Source organism: Streptomyces glaucescens (assembly GCF_000761215.1).
GTDB classification, from domain to species: domain Bacteria; phylum Actinomycetota; class Actinomycetes; order Streptomycetales; family Streptomycetaceae; genus Streptomyces; species Streptomyces glaucescens_B.
Map to the genome: position 1 here is coordinate 6263087 of NZ_CP009438.1, position 18212 is coordinate 6281298.

16 protein-coding genes and 1 pseudogene are annotated in these 18212 nt (G+C 74.1%); 8 read left to right on the forward strand and 9 right to left on the reverse strand.

Annotated features, from left to right (window positions below):
- Window positions 1–4: 4 nt before the first annotated feature.
- Window positions 5–460: a CBS domain-containing protein gene (locus tag SGLAU_RS27090; RefSeq protein WP_043505132.1), complete on the reverse strand. Its 456-nt coding sequence runs from the start codon at window positions 458–460 to the stop codon at window positions 5–7.
- The gene (locus SGLAU_RS27095) at window positions 460–831 is read right to left on the reverse strand and encodes a DUF2795 domain-containing protein (RefSeq protein ID WP_043505134.1); all 372 of its coding nucleotides are present in this window, start codon (window positions 829–831) and stop codon (window positions 460–462) included. Before SGLAU_RS27095 ends, SGLAU_RS27090 begins: the two co-directional genes overlap by 1 nt.
- Window positions 832–961: 130 nt before the next feature.
- Here SGLAU_RS27095 and SGLAU_RS36755 point away from each other — a divergent pair, with 130 nt between their 5' ends.
- On the forward strand, window positions 962–1093 hold the full coding sequence (locus SGLAU_RS36755; RefSeq protein ID WP_279628008.1) for a hypothetical protein: 132 nt from the start codon (window positions 962–964) through the stop codon (window positions 1091–1093).
- Between the two features lie 117 nt (window positions 1094–1210).
- On the opposite strand, the gene SGLAU_RS36395 is transcribed toward SGLAU_RS36755, so the two are convergent.
- The 3 genes from SGLAU_RS36395 to SGLAU_RS27105 form a co-directional block, all read right to left on the reverse strand.
- A complete protein-coding gene (locus SGLAU_RS36395; RefSeq protein WP_244315267.1) occupies window positions 1211–1471 on the reverse strand; it encodes a hypothetical protein in 261 nt (86 codons plus the stop codon).
- Between the two features lie 138 nt (window positions 1472–1609).
- Window positions 1610–2137 carry a recombinase family protein gene (locus tag SGLAU_RS36400; RefSeq protein ID WP_244315268.1) on the reverse strand — a complete coding sequence of 176 codons (528 nt, stop codon included), beginning with the start codon at window positions 2135–2137 and terminating at the stop codon, window positions 1610–1612.
- Window positions 2138–2431: 294 nt separating this feature from the next.
- On the reverse strand, window positions 2432–3124 hold the full coding sequence (locus SGLAU_RS27105) for a TetR/AcrR family transcriptional regulator (protein ID WP_043505136.1): 693 nt from the start codon (window positions 3122–3124) through the stop codon (window positions 2432–2434).
- A gap of 53 nt (window positions 3125–3177) precedes the next feature.
- Between SGLAU_RS27105 and SGLAU_RS27110 the strand changes: the two genes are divergently transcribed.
- Complete coding sequence (locus tag SGLAU_RS27110) at window positions 3178–4296, forward strand: FAD-dependent oxidoreductase (protein ID WP_043505137.1); 1119 nt, start codon at window positions 3178–3180, stop codon at window positions 4294–4296.
- A gap of 111 nt (window positions 4297–4407) precedes the next feature.
- On the opposite strand, the pseudogene SGLAU_RS27115 reads toward SGLAU_RS27110, so the two are convergent.
- Window positions 4408–6131: pseudogene (locus SGLAU_RS27115) on the reverse strand (Tn3 family transposase).
- Between the two features lie 342 nt (window positions 6132–6473).
- Entirely contained in the window at window positions 6474–8264 is a 1791-nt protein-coding gene (locus SGLAU_RS27120) for a thiamine pyrophosphate-requiring protein (protein ID WP_043505138.1), read from the reverse strand.
- Between the two features lie 275 nt (window positions 8265–8539).
- On the opposite strand from SGLAU_RS27120, the gene SGLAU_RS27125 reads away from it, so the two are divergent.
- The 3 genes from SGLAU_RS27125 to SGLAU_RS27135 all read left to right on the forward strand — a co-directional run bounded on the left by SGLAU_RS27125 (window position 8540) and on the right by SGLAU_RS27135 (window position 12222).
- Entirely contained in the window at window positions 8540–9445 is a 906-nt protein-coding gene (locus SGLAU_RS27125; RefSeq protein ID WP_052413906.1) for a hypothetical protein, read from the forward strand.
- A 396-nt stretch (window positions 9446–9841) separates the two neighbouring features.
- Entirely contained in the window at window positions 9842–11089 is a 1248-nt protein-coding gene (locus SGLAU_RS34995; RefSeq protein WP_043505140.1) for an aminotransferase class I/II-fold pyridoxal phosphate-dependent enzyme, read from the forward strand.
- Entirely contained in the window at window positions 11086–12222 is a 1137-nt protein-coding gene (locus SGLAU_RS27135) for an MBL fold metallo-hydrolase (RefSeq protein ID WP_244315269.1), read from the forward strand. The genes SGLAU_RS34995 and SGLAU_RS27135 overlap by 4 nt, the downstream gene beginning before the upstream one ends.
- A 186-nt stretch (window positions 12223–12408) precedes the next feature.
- Here SGLAU_RS27135 and SGLAU_RS27140 read toward each other — a convergent pair whose 3' ends face one another.
- Both SGLAU_RS27140 and SGLAU_RS27145 read right to left on the reverse strand, forming a co-directional pair.
- Window positions 12409–13032, reverse strand: a complete 624-nt coding sequence (locus SGLAU_RS27140) for a DedA family protein (RefSeq protein WP_043505141.1) — start codon at window positions 13030–13032, stop codon at window positions 12409–12411.
- A complete protein-coding gene (locus SGLAU_RS27145; RefSeq protein WP_043505143.1) occupies window positions 13029–13802 on the reverse strand; it encodes an MBL fold metallo-hydrolase in 774 nt (257 codons plus the stop codon). The genes SGLAU_RS27140 and SGLAU_RS27145 overlap by 4 nt, the downstream gene beginning before the upstream one ends.
- Before the next feature lie 84 nt (window positions 13803–13886).
- On the opposite strand from SGLAU_RS27145, the gene SGLAU_RS27150 reads away from it, so the two are divergent.
- From SGLAU_RS27150 to SGLAU_RS27160, 3 genes are all read left to right on the forward strand, one after another.
- The gene (locus SGLAU_RS27150) at window positions 13887–14300 is read left to right on the forward strand and encodes a hypothetical protein (protein WP_043505144.1); all 414 of its coding nucleotides are present in this window, start codon (window positions 13887–13889) and stop codon (window positions 14298–14300) included.
- Window positions 14301–14430: 130 nt separating this feature from the next.
- Entirely contained in the window at window positions 14431–16662 is a 2232-nt protein-coding gene (locus SGLAU_RS27155) for a phage holin family protein (RefSeq protein WP_244315270.1), read from the forward strand.
- An 86-nt stretch (window positions 16663–16748) separates the two neighbouring features.
- Window positions 16749–18131 (forward strand): amino acid permease, encoded by a 1383-nt coding sequence (locus tag SGLAU_RS27160; RefSeq protein WP_043505147.1) that lies wholly within the window; start codon window positions 16749–16751, stop codon window positions 18129–18131.
- Window positions 18132–18212: the final 81 nt, after the last annotated feature.

Here is an 18212-nt window from a genome sequence, read left to right on the forward strand (position 1 = left end):
TCGTTCAGCGTCCTGCGAGGCCGGACCCGGCGTCCCGGCCGGTGTCGTCCGGTGTGGCCCGGCTGATGTCGGCGAGCGCGCTGTCCGGGTCCTGCGCCACGGCGAGGTCCCCGAGGCTCACCATGCCGACCGGCAGCCCGCGCTCCACGACCGGCAGCCGGCGCACCGCCTTCTCCCGCATCAGGGCCACCGCGGTGGACACCGGGTCGTCCGGGGCCACCACGGCCGGATGCGGGGTGCACACCTGCCCGGCGCTCACGGTGAGCGGGTCGCGGCCCTCGGCGACGGCCCGCACGGTGATGTCCCGGTCGGTGAGCACGCCCACCACGTCCTGCCCGTCCGCCACCACCACGTCGCCGATGTTCTGGGCGCGCATCAGCTGCGCGGCCTCCACGAGCGAGGCGTCGGGACGGACGGCCACCACGCCGGGGGTCATCACCTCCCTCACGTAGTCGGCCATCAGGGCGCCTCTTCTCCGCGGGTCAGTGCCACGGCCAGTTCCTGGACGTTGCCGTAGCGGGCTCCGCGCGGCAGCCGGGTCAGCGGCTCGATCAGCACGTCGGGCGCGTTGTGCCGGCGCAACTCCGCGATCAGCTCTCCCGGGCCGGCCGGGAAGGGCCTGCGGCCGAGCACCCGGGCCAGCTCCAGGCGGGTCTCCTCCAGGGAGCCCAGCGCGGGTCCGCCCGCCACACGGGGGTCGTCGTCGGCGGAGGGCTCGGGATCGTGCCACTCCTCGGTACGGGTCGAATGGCCCGACCGCAGCATGCCCTGCAACTGGTGCTTCATCTCGTCGTCCCGGTGCACGCTCAGCCGGTCACTGCCTCGCTGCATGTCTCCCTCCACATCTCCGGGGGTGGACACCCGCGTACCCGAGGGGAGGTGACCGACACGGGGTTTGCGCGCCGGATCGGCGGAGACCCGGCCGAGGCCCCCCGCGCACACCCCTGCGGAAGGACAGGCCATGGCGGTCTTCGCTGTGCTCGTTCCGTTCGTGCTGCTCGGCACGGTGCTGGCCCTCGGGCGCTACGAGGAGCTGATGCTGCCGGCGGAGCGCGAACCGGACGCGGCCGAGCCGGTCGTACTACGGCACTGACGGACTACGGCGCTGAAGGACTACGGCTCTGACGGATCACGCTCTGACGGAGCGCCCGGGCGCGGGACCGGTGCCGGCCGCGGGGAACATCGGTACAGCCGTTGGCGCTGAGAACGATCATGGTCTGATCGGTGCGAGGGCGCTGACGCGGTTCTCGTACTCGCGGCGGGCCTTGCGCTGGGCCGGGACCGCGAGGAGGTCCTGGCCGCCGTCGAGCGGCTGGCAGCGGGCGAGAAGCTGGCGGTGCACGGCGCAGACGGCGGTGACGCGCAGGGTGTAGCCCTGGCCGCGCCGTACCGTCACGCCTTGGTCGAGCGTCGCCCGCTCGGCGGGCTCCAGCTCGGCGGTGCGGAGGAAGTCGGCGACCTTGCCCGGCATGTCGAGGGTGACCGGCAGCTCCGGCGGCGGAGTGCCCTCCTCGGTGGCGGTGTGGTGGGGCAGGAGGTCAGCGACGGCCGTGCGGATCGCGCCGCGGCTGACGCCGTGGTCGCGGGCGAGGGCAGCGATGGAGCGGCCTTACAGGTACGCGGTGCGCACGTCGTCGGTCTTCGTGGCTGCCACGGCGCGGCGGCGTCCGCCCTTGCTGCCCTTGGCTTCGGCGGCGCGCAGGCCGTCGTAGGTCAGCTCGCGCTGGAGGTCGCGTTGGAGTTCGCCGGCGGCGGCGAGGGTATGCACCATGAACTTCACGGTGGACAGCAGCTCGCCGGTGCGTGGGTGGCGGGCGGTGAGGTCCATCGCGGAGAACGCGCCGTCGTGGATGCGCAGGGCGAGGCGGTCGCGGTGGAGGACGTCGAGCACGTCGAGGATGTGCCCGCTGCCGCGTACGAGGCGGAACATCTCGGAGATGTGCACGGTGTCGCCCGGCCGCGCGTACGTGAGCAGCTCGCCGAACTTCGGGCGCTGGAGGGGGTGGAGGCGGCTGGAGGCGCCCGGGTCCTCCTCGAAGACGACCGGGTCCTCGATCCCGGCCTCGTCCAGGACGAGGTTCTGCCGGGCGGTCGACTGCTGGTCGGTCGAGACCCGCTTATAGACCAGGTTCGCCACCGAAGGCCCCTCCCTGATGGAGGATCGGACCTTATCTGTCATCAAACCCTGTCAGCAATCGCCATCGGATCTGATTGGATTCGGGCCGCCGCGAACCCCCGGATCGCACGGGTTCATTGGACGCGCCGGCTGCCTGTCGTCAAACGATCGTTTGCCGACACCGAGTACCGTCATCCCGTGTTCGGTGCAGTGCCAACGCCTTCAGTGGCGCAACCTGGGCCATCACCGAGCGCTAACTTCATGGCCCATGGGCACCAGGTGTCGAGCTCGCTCACCTTCGGCAAGGGCTGAGCGTCATGCTGGCGGCCGGGTCAGTTTGGTGGCCACGGCATCGAGGACCCAGTCCAGACCGGTCGCGAAGGATGCCTCGGCGTCCACGTCCGTGCCGTCGTACACGGCCTTAGTCAGCGCCGGGAAGCGACCGGTGGCCAACATCCTTGTCAGATGCGGGCCGGAGGCGCGCTGCCAGTCGTGCTTCGACAGGCCCGTGGCGCGCTCGGCCCGCAGGTTCGCGATCTCGCGCCTGATCGCGCCGGTGAAGTAGGCGCCGACAGTCTCCACCGCGCGCATGGCAGTATCGATGTCGGTGAGGCTGTCCAGGGCGGCCAGCGTGGCCTCGCCCACGGCGAGGGCGTTCGGGCCCAGGGTCGGGCGGCCGCCAAGCAGATCGGCCAGCCATTCGTGCCGGAGAGCGGCCTGCCTGGTGCGATGGGCGAGGGTGCGCAGCGCCTCCCGCCAGTCACCGGGCTGCTCCTGGGGGAGGATCTCGGCGTAGACCTCGTCCACCATGAGGTCGAACAGCTCCTGCTTGGTGGAGATGTATCCGTACAGCCGCATCGGGCCCGCGTTCAGCCGAGCGGCGACCTTTCGCAACGACACCGCCTCCAGTCCGGCCTCGTCGGCCAGCGCAATGGCGGCGGCCACGATCCGCTCGCGGTCGAGCGGTACGGGGCGAGTCGGCGGCTCCGGCCGGTCCCACACACTCATGGTTCACACCGTTCTGCTGCGATGCATCGTATTGATCAATACAGTGTATTGCCATGAGACATCGTATCGCTGTGGTCGGGAGCGGCCCCGGAGGCCTTACATTCGCCCGTGTCCTGCACCGCCACGGCTACCCCGTCGCCGTCCTCGAACGCGATCCCGCCCCCGACGTCCGCCCCCCAGGCGGCACGCTGGACCTGCACGAGGGGCTAGGCCAGCTCGCCCTGGACAAGGCAGGGCTGCTGGAGGAGTTCCAGGCGCTGTCCCGCCCCGAGGGGCAGGCCATGCGCATCCTGGACGCGGACGGCACCGTCCTGCGCGACTGGCGACCCCGTCCAGATGACCGGGCCAATCCCGAGATCGACCGCGGGCAACTCCGTGACCTGCTGCTCGGCCCTCTCGACGTCCAGTGGGGGCGGAGCGTGACGCAGGTAGTGCCGGGGTCCCAGGAGGGTGTAGTAGTCCGTTTCGCGGACGGGCGACAGGAGACGTTCGACCTCGTGGTCGGCGCGGACGGCGCCTGGTCCCGGACACGCCCGGCAGTCTCCTCGGTGACGCCGCACTACACCGGCGTCACCTACGTCGAAACCTCCCTCGACGACGTCGACACCCGCCACCCCGACCTCGCCCGGCTGATCGGCGACGGTTCCGTGGCCGCGTACGGGGTGAACCGAGCTCTCGTCGCCCAGCGCAACAGCGGCGGCCACGTCAAGGTGTACGCCCAGTTCCGCGCGCCGTTGGACTGGCACACGAACCTGGACCTGGCCGACGTCGAGGCCGTGCGATCGAGCCTGCTGGCTCTGTTCGACGGCTGGGCCGCTCCCGTCCTCGACCTCCTCCGCCACGCCACCGCTTTCGTCCACCGCCCCCTCTACGTCCTGCCCGTGTCCCACACCTGGACCCACGTCCCCGGGGTGACGCTACTGGGCGACGCCGCCCATCTGATGCCCCCGTTGGGAGCGGGCGCGAACCTCGCGATGCTGGAGGGCGCCGAACTCGCCGAGTCCATCGCCACCGGCCCTGGAGATCTGGACGAGGCCGTCCACGCCTTCGAGGAACAGATGTGGGCCCGGGCCGGCAGGTGGGCGAAGATCACGACGGCCGGTCTGGAACGCCTCGTGAGCCCGGACCCCGCCGAAGCTCTCGCCCTCTTCGACGAAGTCCAGCCATCCTGACTGCCAAGCGCGAGAGCACCAGCACCGACAGCTCACCACGGCCTCACGGGCCCAGTACGGCACCACTACGGTCCCTTCCGGCGAAACCACCTCCCTGCCGGGGCGAGGGCGTCAGTCCGCGTCGTCCTCGTCCTCGTCGAGCTCGGGTGCATCCGGGTCGCGCAGTGGGCGCAAGGCGCCAGCGGCCGGGACGCTGGCGGTGAAGCTATAGCGGCCGAGCAGGTTCAGGTTGCGGTGCTTGAGTGGGGAGAGCCGGGCGATGTCCTCGTCTCGGATCTTGTGGCCTTCGGCGCGAAGCTGGGCGACGGCGGCGTCGATGCAGCGGGTGGTCCAGAGAACGATGGCATTGAGGACCAGGCCGAGCGCGCCGAGCTGGTCCTCCATCCCATCGCGGTACGCCTGATGGATGGTGCCGCGCTTGCCGTGCACACGTCGCGGGCCAGCTTGTGGCGGGACTCCTGCACGGTGAGCTGCCGGTTCATCTGGCGGCGGTAGGTGTCGTCCACCGGGTCGACCACACGCAGCAGGTGCTCGGTCTTCGCGATCCGCCCGTACTCGGCAAACGCGGCGCCCAGGGGAGTCGGGCGTCCGTCACGTCCGAACATGCGCAGCAGGTCGTAGGCGCGGACCTGGTTGGTAACCAGGGAGCCGGCAACCTTCAGCATGTCCGGCCAGTGGGTGATCACCTTGTTCAGGTTCACGCGGTTGCGCGCCAGGTCTTCCACCGCGCCATAGCTGCCGGTCTCGACGCCGGGCATGGTGGCCCGCCAGAACCGCTGGTCGTCCAGGTCGCGGAACCTGGGGCTGAAGCGGTGCGAGGGTGAGGCGAGGACGTCGCGGTTGTTCAGGGCCCGGTGCAACTGCTCCAGCACGCACACCACGTACGCGTCCCGGTCCACCGCGCCCTGCGCTAGGTCGGGGTTGGCGTAGACCGCCTTGCGCCACGCGGGCGGCACGAGCTTGTCGTCCACCTCGCGCGGCAGCAGCGGCTTGACGTCCACTTTCCGCCGAGCCAGCGCCGGAAGGCCGCGGACCCCGGCCAAGACCCGTTTTCCGGCGCTCGCCGCGTCCAATGCCTTCGACTCGCCCAGCAGCGACAGGAACGGGCGCACCGTGGCGTACCGGTTCGCGAGCGCGGCCCGCATGGCGATCTCGGCCGAGTTCTCGTCCTCGGGCACCAGCGAGACCACCGTGGCCGCCGCGGTCATCACGGCGGCGCGCGGGGCGACCCCTTCCAACGCCGCCCACAGCGCGGCCACATCCAGGTCCGTGCCATGCTCCTCCACCAGCTCCAGTTCCTCGAACAGCCCCTTGGCCGCCCGCGCGAGCGTGCGTGATGCCTTCTCCAGCTGCGGCAGCACCCGGTTGCGGCGCAGCCAGCCCACCGCGTGGTCGAACAGCGCCTTGGGGCCCTCGGCGTGCGTCCAGGCCCGGCCGTGCAGGAAGGTGCGGAACCGCCTGGACCACTCCGGGTCGTCGTACTCGTGATACTCACAGGCGTCCCGGATCTCCCAGGCGTGCTCGTACGCCGTCTTCGGCCGCTCGGTGTACCGCTTCACCACCGACGCATCCTCGATGCCGAGCTGCTCGGCCAGATGCTCGATCACCGGCCACGGCGCGTCCAGCGGGTCGTCCGGGAGGAGCCGGCCGATGTAGCGCACCGTGCACATCTGGAGCGCGAAGCCGAGCTGGTGGTGCGCGGAGCGTCGCCGAGCGATCAGATCGCGGTCGACGTCGTCCAGGAAGGAGAACCGCTCCAGCTCGGGGCGGGTCGGCTCCTCGGCGAACTTCCCGTACGCCTCGGTCCGCTCATCCGTCAGAAACTCCACCGGCACGAGCGGACCGTAGCCAGCCTCGGCACCCGCGCGGCGATCTTTCCTCGAACCCCAGCGGAGCCCCCAGCCTGTGTGCTAGCCGACCATGATCAATCTCAGCGCCAACCGCTGTGCCGATGTTCCCCGAGGCCGGGTGCCGCGGCACCGAGGCGGCGCCCGGGCGCTCCGCCGGCGCAGGGGCCCCAGCGACGCGGGGTGCACTCCTCAGGGTCCACCGCGGTCACCACGCCCCGCACCGGCCCGGCGCGCTTCCCGTCCGGCACCCGCCCCGGTGCTCCCGTCCGGCATCCGCCCCGGTGTTCCCGGCCGGAAGGCTCGGGGCGGGGCCGGGAGCGGGGCCGGTCACCTCCTGCGGCCCGGCAGGAACTCCTGCATCTTCGCCTTGAAGCCCTGCCTGACCACCGAGGCGCCGTCCGCGTCACCCTTCAGGATCGACGCCGCCGTGGCCTCCATCTGCTCCCAGGTGGCGTGCGGCGGGACCGGCGGCACCGCGGGGTCGGTCAGGAACTCGATCACCGCGGGCCCGTCCGCCTCCAGCCCGGCCCGCCAGCCCGCCTCGACGTCCTCCGGCCTCTCCACCCGGATCCCGGTCAGCCCCAGCGAGCGGGCGAACGCGGCGTAGTGCACGTCCGGCAGCTCCTGCGAGGGCAGGAACGACGGCGCACCGCCCATCGCCCGCAGCTCCCAGGTCACCTGGTTGAGATCGCGGTTGTTCCACACCCCGATCACCAGCCGCGGATCCTCCCACTGGTCGCGGTACTTCGCCGCCGTGATCAGCTCGGCCATGCCGTTCATCTGCATCGCACCGTCCCCGACCAGGGCGATCGCCGGCCGGTCCGGGTGCGCGAACTTCGCGCCGATCGCGTACGGCACCCCGCAGCCCATCGTGGCGAGGGTGCCGGAGAGCGAGCCGCACATGCCCGGCCGCATGGTCAGGTGCCGCGCGTACCAGTTCGCGGTGGACCCCGAGTCGGAGGTGACGATCGCGTCGTCCGGCAGCAGCGGATCCAGGGCGCGGGCGGCGTGCTCCGGGTTGACCGGGTCGGCGCTCAGCTCCGCGCGCCGCTCCAGGACCTCCCGCCAGTGCCGCACGTTGTCGCACACCGTGTCGAACCACTCGCGTCCGCGCCCGCCCTCGATCAGCGGGATCAGCCGGTCCAGCGTCACCTTGGCGTCGCCGACGAGGTTCACCTCGTACGGGTAGCGCATCCCGACCATGTGCGGATCGATGTCGATCTGCACGCCCCGCGCCTTGCCGAACTCCGGCAGGAACTGCGAGTACGGGAACGACGAGCCGATGGTGAGCAGCGTGTCGCAGTCCCGCATCAGCTCGTACGACGGGCGGGTGCCCAGCAGCCCGATCGAGCCGGTGACGTACGGCAGTTCGTCGCTGAGGACGTCCTTGCCGAGCAGCGCCTTGGCGACCCCCGCGCCGAGCAGCTCGGCGATCGTCTCCACCTCGGCCCGCGCTCCGGCCGCGCCCTGGCCGACCAGGATCGCCACCTTGTCGCCGGTGTTCAGGATCTCCGCCGCGCGCCGCACCGCGTCGTCCGAGGGCACCGCCGTCCACGCGCTGCGGTCCAGGCTGGAGGGCACCATCTTGAAGTCGTGCGTCGGCGGGGAGTAGTCCAGTTCCTGCACGTCGCCGGGGATGATGACCGCCGTCGGGCAGCGGCGCGCGTACGCGGTGCGGATCGCCCGGTCCAGCACGTTCGGGAGCTGCTCCGGCACCGTCACCGTCTCCACGAAGTCGGAGGCGACGTCCTTGAACAGCGTGTGCAGGTCCACTTCCTGCTGGTAGGAACCGCCCATCGCGGTGCGGTGGGTCTGGCCGACGATCGCCAGTACCGGCACGTGGTCGAGTTTGGCGTCGTACAGGCCGTTGAGCAGGTGGATCGCGCCCGGCCCCGACGTCGCCGCGCACACCCCCAGACGGCCGCTGAACTTGGCGTAGCCGACCGCCTGGAGCGCGGACATCTCCTCGTGCCGGGACTGGATGAAGCGCGGCCGGTTCTCCGCCCGCCCCCAGGCGGCGAGCAGCCCGTTGATGCCGTCGCCGGGATAGCCGAAGACGTGCTCCACACCCCACTCGCGCAGCCGTTCGAGCACATGGTCGGAGACGAGGGTGCCCATCCGAAGTACCTCCCGGTCGACGTGGCCGTTCGACGCCGGTCATCGGATGCCGGCCGTCGGATGACGAGTCACCGCCGAGGTGGCGCGGAAACGCCGCCGGCCGTTTCCCCCTGTCCCGGTGCCACCGGCTACCACGCGCGGCCTCACCCCGTTGGCCGGGCGCTGCCACGCGAATGGGGGCCGGCCGCGCGCGGCGGGCGGGGGCAGCGGATGTGATGGCTGGGTGTCCGTCGTCGTTGCGGGGAGTCCTGGTCGTGCGTCGTGCCCTTCGTGCCGTGTCCGTTGTCGTCCTGACCGGTGTGCTGTCCGGCGGAGCCGCCTCCGCCGCCCTCGCCGAACCGTCCGCCGAGGTCAGCCCGGCCCACGCGGAGCCAGGCGGCAGCGTCACCGTCTCGGTGACGTGCGATCCCGTCGGCGGGTCGCCGCCCGCCACCCTGGAGGCCGCCTCGCAGGCCTTCGAGGACGGACTGGCCGAACTGAGCCTGGCCGGCGGCCAGGACGGCGAGACGTCCGGGGCTGCCTACCAGGGCACCGCGCGGATCGTCCTCCCGGAGGACATCGACACCGGTGGGGCGCACACCGGCGGGGCCGACACCGGCGGGTCCGGCACTGGTGCGGCCGACACTGGCGGGTCCGGCATCGGTGGGGCCGGTACCGGTGCGGCCGACACTGGCGGGTCCGGCATCGGTGGGGCCGGTACCGGTGAGACCGACACTGGCGGGTCCGGCATCGGTGGGGCCGGTACCGGTGAGACCGACACTGGCGGATCCGGCACTGGTGGGGCCGACACTGGCGGATCCGGCATCGGTGGGGCCGGTACGGGTGGGGCGGGCTCCGGTGGGGCCGGCACCGGTGGTGAGGACTCCGCGTGGACCGTGGACGGCACCTGCCCGGCGGCGCACGGCGAAGAGGGAAAGCCGTGGAGCGCGACCTTCACCGTCGCCCGGGGCGGCGGCCCGGGCCAGGGCCACCGCGGCGGCCGGAGCGCGTCCCCCTGCCCCGACCCGGAGGACGCCGCCTGCGGCACGGCGGTGGTCCAGCGCGGCGTGCGGGCCGGGGAGGGCGGCGGCGCGTTCGGCGTGTCCGTGCCCGCACTGGTGCTCGGGGGACTGCTGATCGCGGGCGCCCTCGGGGCCGCCGCGCACCGGTTGTACCTCCGGGGCTCCGGCGCCGACGGCTGACCCGGCGCCCCGCGGGGTAGGCGGAAGCGCGGAAGCACGATCCGCACCGCGGGACCCACGCGGCACCGGGGACCGGACCGGACCCCGGAGCACACCGGCCACCGACCGAGGGAGCACCCCACGAGCGAGCACGACGGAACGGCGATAGGCCCCGAGGCGGGAGAGGACCCCGACGGCCCGGCCCTCCCCGGGACGGGAGCGGCGGACGACACCGGCACCCGCCGGAGGGCGGCACCGCCCGACGGCCACCGCCGGGCGCTCCGGCGGGACCCCCGCGAAGCGCACGCCGCCCCGGAGGCGCCGCCACACCACGACACCCCGGGGACGGTGACGGCACGTCACGACGGCCATGCGGCGGCGACACGGTACGACGGCCACGGCAGCGCGGAGGATCCCATGCCCCGGACGCACCCCGAGGACCACGGCCCCGTCCGCTACGGCCCGCCCCCGCCCGAGGACGGGCTGCCCGTCCTGCCCGAACTGGCCGCCGTGCTCGCCGCGGCGGCACACCGCGGGGGCGCCGAGCCGGCCGGCGGCGGCCCGGCCCTGCTGGAGGCCGGCTGCGGCTACTGGGCACGCCGGGGACTGACCACCACGCCCGAGCACGCGGTGGCCGCCCCCGGCGCGCCCGCCCTGCTGCTCGCGCTGACCGCCGCGCTCGGCGGCGACGTGCTGGTGCCCCGGCCCTGCGTCGCCTGGTGGGCGCCGTACGCGCGGCTGCTGGGCCGGCCCGTCTTCCATGTGCCGACCCCGGCCGAGTGCGGCGGCGTACCCGACCCCTACGCCCTGCTGGAGACCGTGCGCCGGGTGCGTGCCGAGGGCGGCGACCCGCGGCTGCTGGTGCTGTCCGTCGCCGACGACCCGACCGCCACGGTCGCGCCGCCCGAGGTGCTGCACGAGACCGTCGAGGCCGCCGAGCGGGAAGGGCTGCACCTCGTCAGCGACGAGACCTGGCGCGACACGCTGCACGACCCGCACGACACCGTGCTGCTCAGCCCCGCCGAGATGCTGCCCGGGCGGGTCACCGTGGTGACCGATCTGGCCGGCGCCCTGCTGCCGCCCGGCTGGCCGGCCGCCCTCGCCCGCTTCCCCGCCGGGCCCGCGGGCGACGGCCTTCGCGCGCGCGTGCTCGACGTCCTCACCGCGCTCGGCGCCCGGATCGCCGGTCCGGTCGCCGCCGCCGCGGCCTACGCCCTCGCCGAACCGGAACCCGTCACCGCGCGGATCACCGCTTCCGTCCGGCTGCACGCGCGCGTGGCCGCCGCCGCGCACCGCGCGGTGGTCACCGCCGGCGCGCTCGCCCTGCCGCCGCGCGCCGGCCGGCATCTGTACGCCGACCTCGGGCCGCTGAAGGCCGGTCTCGCCGCGCACGGCGTGACCGACGCACAGGAACTGGAGGACTTCCTCTCCGCCCGGCTCGGCATGCCCGCGCCCGGCGGCCACCGCTTCGGCGACGACCTGGGCGCGCTGCGGGTGCGGCTCGCCACCGGCGCGATGCTGGGCGGCTCGGACGCGGAACGCGAGGAGTGCCTGCGCTCACCCGCGCCCCTTCGACTGCCACCCGTGAACCGCTCGTTGACCACCCTCAGGTCGGTCCTCGACGGCCTCCGCGACGATGCTCAGCCATGGGAGTCCCCTCGATGACGCAGCAGTCCGAGTCGACCACGCGCCCGACGGCCCGCGACACCGCCGACCCGGCCCCCGTCCCACCCGCCGACACCCCTGCCCCGGCCACCGTCCCGCCCGCCGTGCCTTCCGTCGTCCTGCCCGCCGTCCCGCCGCTCGCGGAGCCCGCCGAGCCGCCCTTCCCGCCGCTCGCGGAGCCGCGCCCGCCGGGGGAGCGCAGGGTCTGGCCGCGCAGCTTCCACGACCGGCTGACCGCCCCGCTGCCCGGCATCAAGGCGCTCGCCCGCTTCGCCCGCGAGGGCGCCGTCCGGCCCGGAAAGGAGGGCCTGGCCGACATCTCCCGGCTGCCGTACGAGCCCGGCCCGCTGCCCCGCGTCGACTCCCGCACCGTGGCCGTCACCTGGGCCGGGCACGCGAGCTGGGTGGTGCGCATCGGCGGGCTCACCGTGCTCACCGACCCGGTCTGGTCCCGCCGCATCCTCGGCACCCCCGCGCGGATCACCCCCGTCGGCGTGCCCTGGAGCGCGCTGCCCCGCGTGGACGCGGTCGTCATCAGCCACAACCACTACGACCACCTGGACGCCCCGACACTGCGCAGGCTCCCCCGCGAGACCCCCGTCTTCGTCCCGGCCGGGCTGGGCCGCTGGTTCCGCCGCCGGCGCTTCACCCACGTCACCGAGCTGGACTGGTGGGAGGCGTCCGAACTGCACGGCGTGCGCTTCGACTTCGTGCCCGCCCACCACTGGTCCAAGCGCACCCTGACCGACACCTGCCGCTCCCTGTGGGGCGGCTGGGTGCTCACCGCTCCCGACGGCCGGCGCGTCCACTTCGCCGGCGACACCGCCTACGGCCACTGGTTCTCCCGGATCGGCCGGCGTTACCCCGGCATCGACCTCGCCCTGCTGCCCATCGGGGCGTACGCCCCGCGCTGGTGGCTGAGCGACGTCCACTGCGACCCGGAGGAGGCCGTCCGCGCCGCGCAGGACCTCGGCGCCCGCCGGATGGCGCCGATGCACTGGGGGACCTTCGTCCTCTCCGCCGAACCGGTCCTGGAACCCCTCACCCGGGTCCGCGCCGCCTGGGAGAAGGCGGGCCTGGACCGCGCGGACCTGTGGGACCTGCCGGTGGGGGGCTCACGCGTGCTGCCGTAGGTCCCGCCGGACCCGCCGACCCCGCCGGGCCCGCTGCCCCCCGCACCCGCCGGACTCGCCGCGCCGTGCGCCCGCGGCGGGCATCCCCACCGCCCCGGGCACCGGCCGCCCCCGGCGGCCCCGGGACCGGTCCCGCCGGCCTCCGGCAGACGGCCTCCGGCAGGCGGCCGCCCACGGTCGCCCCGGCTACGCGGTCGAGGAGCCCCGCACCCGGCGCCACACGCTCGGCGCCAGACTGATCAGTACCGTCAGGGCGACCGCCGCGACCACGCCCTCCCAGGGCTCGGGGAAGAGGGAGCCGCCGAGGATGCCGATGAGCTGGTACGTGACCGCCCAGGCCAGGCAGGCGGGCAGATTGCCGCGGGCGAAGCGGCGCAGCGGCCACTCGGCGACCAGGCACGCCAGCATCACCGGGAGCCGGCCGGCGGGCACCAGCCGGGACAGCACCAGCACGGCCACGCCGTGCCCGGCCAGCTTCTCCTGGGCCTGCGCCAGCCGGTCCTCCGGCGCCCGGGCCCGGATCGCCGCGAGCCACCGGGAGCCGTTCTTCGACGTCATCCCGCGCCGCCCCAGCCAGTACAGCGCGATGTCCCCGCAGAACGCGGCCAGCGCCGCCGTCACGAACACCAGCGCCAGCGAGAAGGGCGCCGTCCGGTGGAACGCCACCACCGCCGCACCGCTGACCAGCGCCCCGGTCGGCACCACCGGCACCAGCGCCCCGACCAGCACCAGCAGGAACAGCGTGGGGTAGCCGATCGCCTGCTGGGTGGTCTCCGGCGGCACCGTCGACGCGGCCCCCAGCCAGCTCACCGCGCGACCTCCGGCCGCACGCTCTCCCCGTGCCCGAGCAGGTGCACCGCCACCCCGGGCGCCCGCTCGGCGGCCAGCCGGACGAACTCCTCGCCGGGTGAGTGGAACTCGTGCGGGCGCACGGCGTCCATCCCGATCGGCCAGTACGTTCCGTAGTGCACCGGCACCGCGCTGCGCGGTGCGAGCCGGGCCAGCGCCTGCGCCGCCCGCCCCGCGTCCAGGTGCCCCTCGCCGAGGTACGGTCCCCAGCCGCCCACCGGCAGCAGCGCCACGTCGACCGGCCCGACCTCCTCGGCCATCGAGTCGAACAGTCCTGTGTCCCCGGCGAAGTAGGTGCGCGCCTCGCCCTCCACGACGTAGCCGAGCGCGGGGGAGCGGTGCGGGCCGAGCGGCAGCCGCCGCCCGTCGTGCCGCGCCGGCACCACCCGGATCACCAGGCCGCCGGCCTTCACCTGGTCGCCGGGCGCCACCTCCGTCATCCGCAGCCGTGTGAGCCGGCGCAGCCCGGGCACCGCCCGGAGTGCGCCCCGGGGCACGAGCAGGCGCGTGCCCGGCGCGAGCCGCGCCAGCGACGGTATGTGCAGGTGGTCGGCGTGCAGATGGGAGACCACCGCGACGTCCGCGCGCCACGCGTCCGGCGGTGGGAGCGCCCCGCGCCGGCGCCTCAGGTGCGCGAGCCGGCGTGCGAACAGAGGATCGGTGAGGACCCGTACGTCCGAATCCTCGACCGTGCAGGTGGCGTGCCCCCACCACGTGATCTCCACCGGCACTCCTTCGCCTCCTTCACGCGACTCCCCGAAGCCTACGGGCAGGAGTAGGGTCGGCGGCGAAACCCTGAGGTGAGGGGGGAGGGCATGGGAGAAGGCCCCGGTCCGGTGCGCGTCACGGCGATCGCCAGTCTGACGCCGCTCGAGGAACTGGAGACCGACCCCTTCCTGGTGGACTCCCGCGGCCAGCACGCGATGTGCTCCCGCTGGGCCGCCGAGCACGGCTACGTCGTCACCCGCGAGCTGCTGGTGCGCGCGCTGCGCCCGGACCACTGCCTGCTGTGGGACGGGGTGCGGCCCGGCTGCGACGTGTTCGTGGCGCCCAGCCGCCGGGTCCTGGAGAGCGCGCTGGCGGACGTGGACGCGTTCGCCGCCGAGTGCGCGCGGCGCGGGGTGCGGGTGGAGACCGTGGGCCGGGCGGAGCCGTACTACGACGCGCAGATGAAGGCCCGGGTGCACCGCAGGCTGTCGATGCCGACGGCCGGCTACGACGGCCGGTAGCGCGAACCTCGGACGCCCGCCGCGGCCAGGCCGGACGGCCCCGTGTGGGGGGCGGCCCGGCCGGTGCGATGTGACAGGCTGGGAGCCGGGCCCGTGCCGATCACGGGCGGGGACGTGAGGTGTGCGGAGCGTGCGTGCGGGGCGTTGGCGGGGGATCGCGAGTCAGGTCGGGCGCAGCGTCGCCGTCTGGGCGGTCAGCACGGTCACGCTGCTGGTCCTCGCCGGCCTGCTCCCCGACTTCCGGCTGCGGTCGGCGGACGGCGACAGCGCCACCGACATCGCCGTCACCGCCGCGTTCGGGGCGGGCGCCTTCGGCCTGCTGTCGGCGCTGGTGTGGCCGCTGCTCGTGCGCCTGCTGCTGCTGGTGCCCGCGTTCGTCCTCGGTCTGCTGGTGTTCGCGCTCAACGGGGCGCTGCTGCTGCTCGCGCTGCGCCTGAACCCGGCGGAGCGGGGCGCCGCCGCACCGGAGACCGCGGTGGTGGTGGCCGCCGTGATGTCCGCGGTCGCCTCCGCCACCGGAGCCGCCCTCGCGGTGCGCGACGACGACGCCTACCGCCGTCGCCTCTACCGGCTGGCCGACCGCCGCCGGCGCCGGCAGCCGCCCGGCCCGGCCACCCCGGGCACGCTCTTCCTCCAGCTCGACGGCGTCGGCCACGACGTGCTGCTGGACGCCGTCGGCAAGGGCCTGATGCCGGCCGTCGCCCGCTGGCTGGGCGCCGGCGACGAACGCGGGGCCGCCCGTCCCAGCCACCGCCTGACGCCGTGGCGCACCGACTGGTCCAGCCAGACCGGCGCCAGCCAGCTGGGGATCCTGCACGGCAGCACGTTCGACGTGCCCGCCTTCCGCTGGTACGAGAAGGACACCCAGGAGGTGATGGTCAGCAACCGCCCGACCAGCGCCGCCGAACTCCAGCGCCGTGCCGTCGCCCGCACCGGGGACGGCGGGCTGCTCGCCCTCGACGGCGCGAGCCGCGGCAACCTGTTCGGCGGCGGCGCGGACGAGCAGGCCCTGGTGCTGTCCATCGCCACCCGGCGGCGCAGCCGCGAGAACCGCTCCCGGGCCGGCTACTTCGCCTACTTCTCCGACCCGGCCAACGCCGTGCGCACCGCCCTGTCGTTCGTCGCCGAGGTGGGCCGCGAGATCGGCCAGTCCACCCGCTCCCGGCTGCGCAAGGAGCGCCCGCGGGTCTCCCGCGGCGGCCTCTACCCGTTCGTCCGGGCCTTCGCGACCGTCGTCGAACGCGATGTGGTGGTGGCCGCGGTCATGGGGGACATGCTCGCCGGACGCACCGCGATCTACGCCGACCTGGTCGCCTACGACGAGGTCGCCCACCACTCCGGGCCGTTCAGCCGGGACGCGGAGAAGGTGCTCCAGCGGCTCGACCGGGCGCTCGCGCTGATCGAGAAGGTCGCCGAGCACGCGCCCCGGCCGTACCGGATCGTGGTCCTGTCCGACCACGGGCAGAGCCCCGGCGAGACCTTCCGCGCCCGCTACGGCCTCACCCTCGGCGATCTGGTGCGGGCCGGCTGCGGACTGCCCGTGCCGCGCCGGGCGCGGCGCACCCACAGCGGCGCCGAGGCCCGCGCCGCGGTCCGGGCCGCGCTGCGCATCCCGGTCGAGGCGGACGCCGAGCGGCAGCGCCCGGGCCGCCGCTCGGAGCCGATCGTGCTGGCCTCCGGCAATCTCGGGCTGGTCTCCTTCCCGGACGTGCCGCACCGGATGAGCAAGGAGGAGATCGACGCCCGCCACCCGGCGCTGCTGTCCACCCTCGCCAACCACCCCGGCATCGGGTTCCTGCTGGTGCGCAGCGAGCGGCACGGCGGGGTGGTGCTCGGCGCGTACGGCGCGGAGATCCCGTTGGACGAGCTCGACGACCGCCCCGGCCCGCTGGCGGCGTTCGGCCCGGGCGCCGCTGCGGTGGTCCGGCGCGCCCACACCTTCCCGCACGCCGCCGACATCATGGTCAACTCCTTCCACGACCCGGCCGACGGGGAGGTTCTCGCCTTCGAGGAGCAGATCGGCTCCCACGGTGGCCTGGGCGGCGCCCAGAGCAAGCCGTTCCTGCTGTTCCCGCTCGTCCTGTCCGCGCCCGTGGCGGACGGCGAGGAGATCGCCGGCGCGGAGCAGGTCCACCGGGTGCTGCGCCGCTGGCTGCGGGAGGCGGACGGCCCCCAGGTGCCGGTGGACCAGGTCACGCCGGGCCGGGCCCCCGTGGATCGGGGCCCGGTGGACCAGGCACCGGCGCATCCGGTGGAGCGGATTCCGGTTGACCGGACGACGGTGGACGATTCCCGGTCCGCGGCCCCCGGCGACGCACCTTTTGCGGTGCCGGACCCCACCGCGCCGGACAAAACCGTGTGATTTGCCGCAACTCGAACTCGTGCCCGACCATGGGCGGTCGTCCGGCGATCCCGGGCGCACCAGCACGACGAGAGGCGCACCACCCCATGCACGACACCGGAACCGTCCCGGCTCCGGCCCCGCAGGCGGCCGCACCCCGCCCCGCCGCGGCACCCGAGAAGCACACCCGGCGCTTCGGGCTCCCGGTCGCCACCGCCCTGGTCATGGGCAACATCATCGGCGGCGGCATCTTCCTGCTCCCGGCCGCCGTGGCCCCCTTCGGCACCGTCAGCCTGGTCGCCTTCGCCGTCCTGACCGCCGGCGCGATCGCCCTGGCCCTGGTGTTCGGACGGCTCGCCCACCGCGACCCGCGCACCGGCGGCCCCTACGTCTACGCCCGGGAGGCCTTCGGCGACTTCGCGGGCTTCCTCGCCGCGTGGGCGTACTGGATCACCACCTGGGTCTCCAACGCCGCGCTCGCCGTGGCCGCCGTCGGCTACCTCGACGTGCTGATCCCGGTGAACGACCACGCGTGGACCGCGTGCCTGGCCGCCCTCGTCATCCAGTGGCTGCCCGCCGTGTCGAACTTCGCCGGCAGCCGGTACGTCGGCGCCGTCCAGCTCGTCTCCACGGTGCTCAAGTTCGCGCCGCTGCTGCTCGTCGCCGTCGGCGGACTGTTCTTCTTCGACGCGGACAACCTCGGCCCGTTCAACGCGAGCGGCGGCAGCGCCCTCGGCGCGGTCTCCGCGTCCGCCGCGATCCTGCTCTTCTCCTACCTGGGCGTGGAGTCCGCCGCCGTCAGCGCCGGCGAGGTCCGCGACCCGCGCCGCAACGTCGGCCGCGCCACCGTCATCGGCACCCTCGGCGCCGCCCTCGTCTACCTGCTCGGCACCTTCTCGGTGTTCGGCACCGTCGCCCACGACAGGCTGGTCGGCTCCACCGCCCCCTTCTCCGACGCGGTGAACGCCATGTTCGGCGGCTCCTGGGGCGGCTGGGCCGTGGCGCTGGCCGCACTGGTGTCGATGACCGGCTGCCTCAACGGCTGGACCCTGCTCAGCGCCCAGACGCCGTACGCGGCCGCCCGCGACGGCCTGTTCCCGGCGGCGTTCGCCCGCAAGCGGCGCGGCGTGCCCACCGTCGGCGTCGGTGTCACCGTCGTCCTGGCCTCCCTGCTGACCGTCTACAACTACACCGCCGGCTCCGCCCGGGTCTTCGAGATCCTGGTGCTCGTCACCACCTTCACGGCGACCGTGCCCTACCTGCTGGCCACCGCCGCACAGCTCTTCCACCTGGCCCGCGGCGAGCACGAGAAGGTGAACCGGGCGCGGCTGGTGCGCGACGCGGTGCTCGCCGCGCTCGCCTTCGGCTTCTCCCTGTGGCTGGTCGCGGGCGCCGGATACGCGGCCGTCTACCAGGGCGTGCTGTTCCTCTTCGCGGGCGTGCCGGTCTACGCGTGGCTGGCGGCCCGGCGCGGGCGTACGGCCGCCTGAACACGGCACGGACGGCGCCGACTTCCCCATGCCGTGCGCCGGAGTGTGATCGGATGGTGTCCGTCAACCCGGGTCGGCACC

What these genes read in the sequence shown, in the direction of transcription:
- SGLAU_RS27090 (WP_043505132.1), bottom strand. Translation starts at nt 460, where the DNA reads ATGGCCGACTACGTGAGGGAGGTGATGACCCCCGGCGTGGTGGCCGTC.
- SGLAU_RS27095 (WP_043505134.1), bottom strand. Translation starts at nt 831, where the DNA reads ATGCAGCGAGGCAGTGACCGGCTGAGCGTGCACCGGGACGACGAGATG.
- SGLAU_RS36755 (WP_279628008.1), top strand. Translation starts at nt 962, where the DNA reads ATGGCGGTCTTCGCTGTGCTCGTTCCGTTCGTGCTGCTCGGCACGGTG.
- SGLAU_RS36395 (WP_244315267.1), bottom strand. Translation starts at nt 1,471, where the DNA reads ATGCCGGGCAAGGTCGCCGACTTCCTCCGCACCGCCGAGCTGGAGCCC.
- SGLAU_RS27105 (WP_043505136.1), bottom strand. Translation starts at nt 3,124, where the DNA reads ATGAGTGTGTGGGACCGGCCGGAGCCGCCGACTCGCCCCGTACCGCTC.
- SGLAU_RS27110 (WP_043505137.1), top strand. Translation starts at nt 3,178, where the DNA reads ATGAGACATCGTATCGCTGTGGTCGGGAGCGGCCCCGGAGGCCTTACA.
- SGLAU_RS27120 (WP_043505138.1), bottom strand. Translation starts at nt 8,264, where the DNA reads ATGGGCACCCTCGTCTCCGACCATGTGCTCGAACGGCTGCGCGAGTGG.
- SGLAU_RS34995 (WP_043505140.1), top strand. Translation starts at nt 9,842, where the DNA reads ATGCCCCGGACGCACCCCGAGGACCACGGCCCCGTCCGCTACGGCCCG.
- SGLAU_RS27135 (WP_244315269.1), top strand. Translation starts at nt 11,086, where the DNA reads ATGACGCAGCAGTCCGAGTCGACCACGCGCCCGACGGCCCGCGACACC.
- SGLAU_RS27150 (WP_043505144.1), top strand. Translation starts at nt 13,887, where the DNA reads ATGGGAGAAGGCCCCGGTCCGGTGCGCGTCACGGCGATCGCCAGTCTG.
- SGLAU_RS27160 (WP_043505147.1), top strand. Translation starts at nt 16,749, where the DNA reads ATGCACGACACCGGAACCGTCCCGGCTCCGGCCCCGCAGGCGGCCGCA.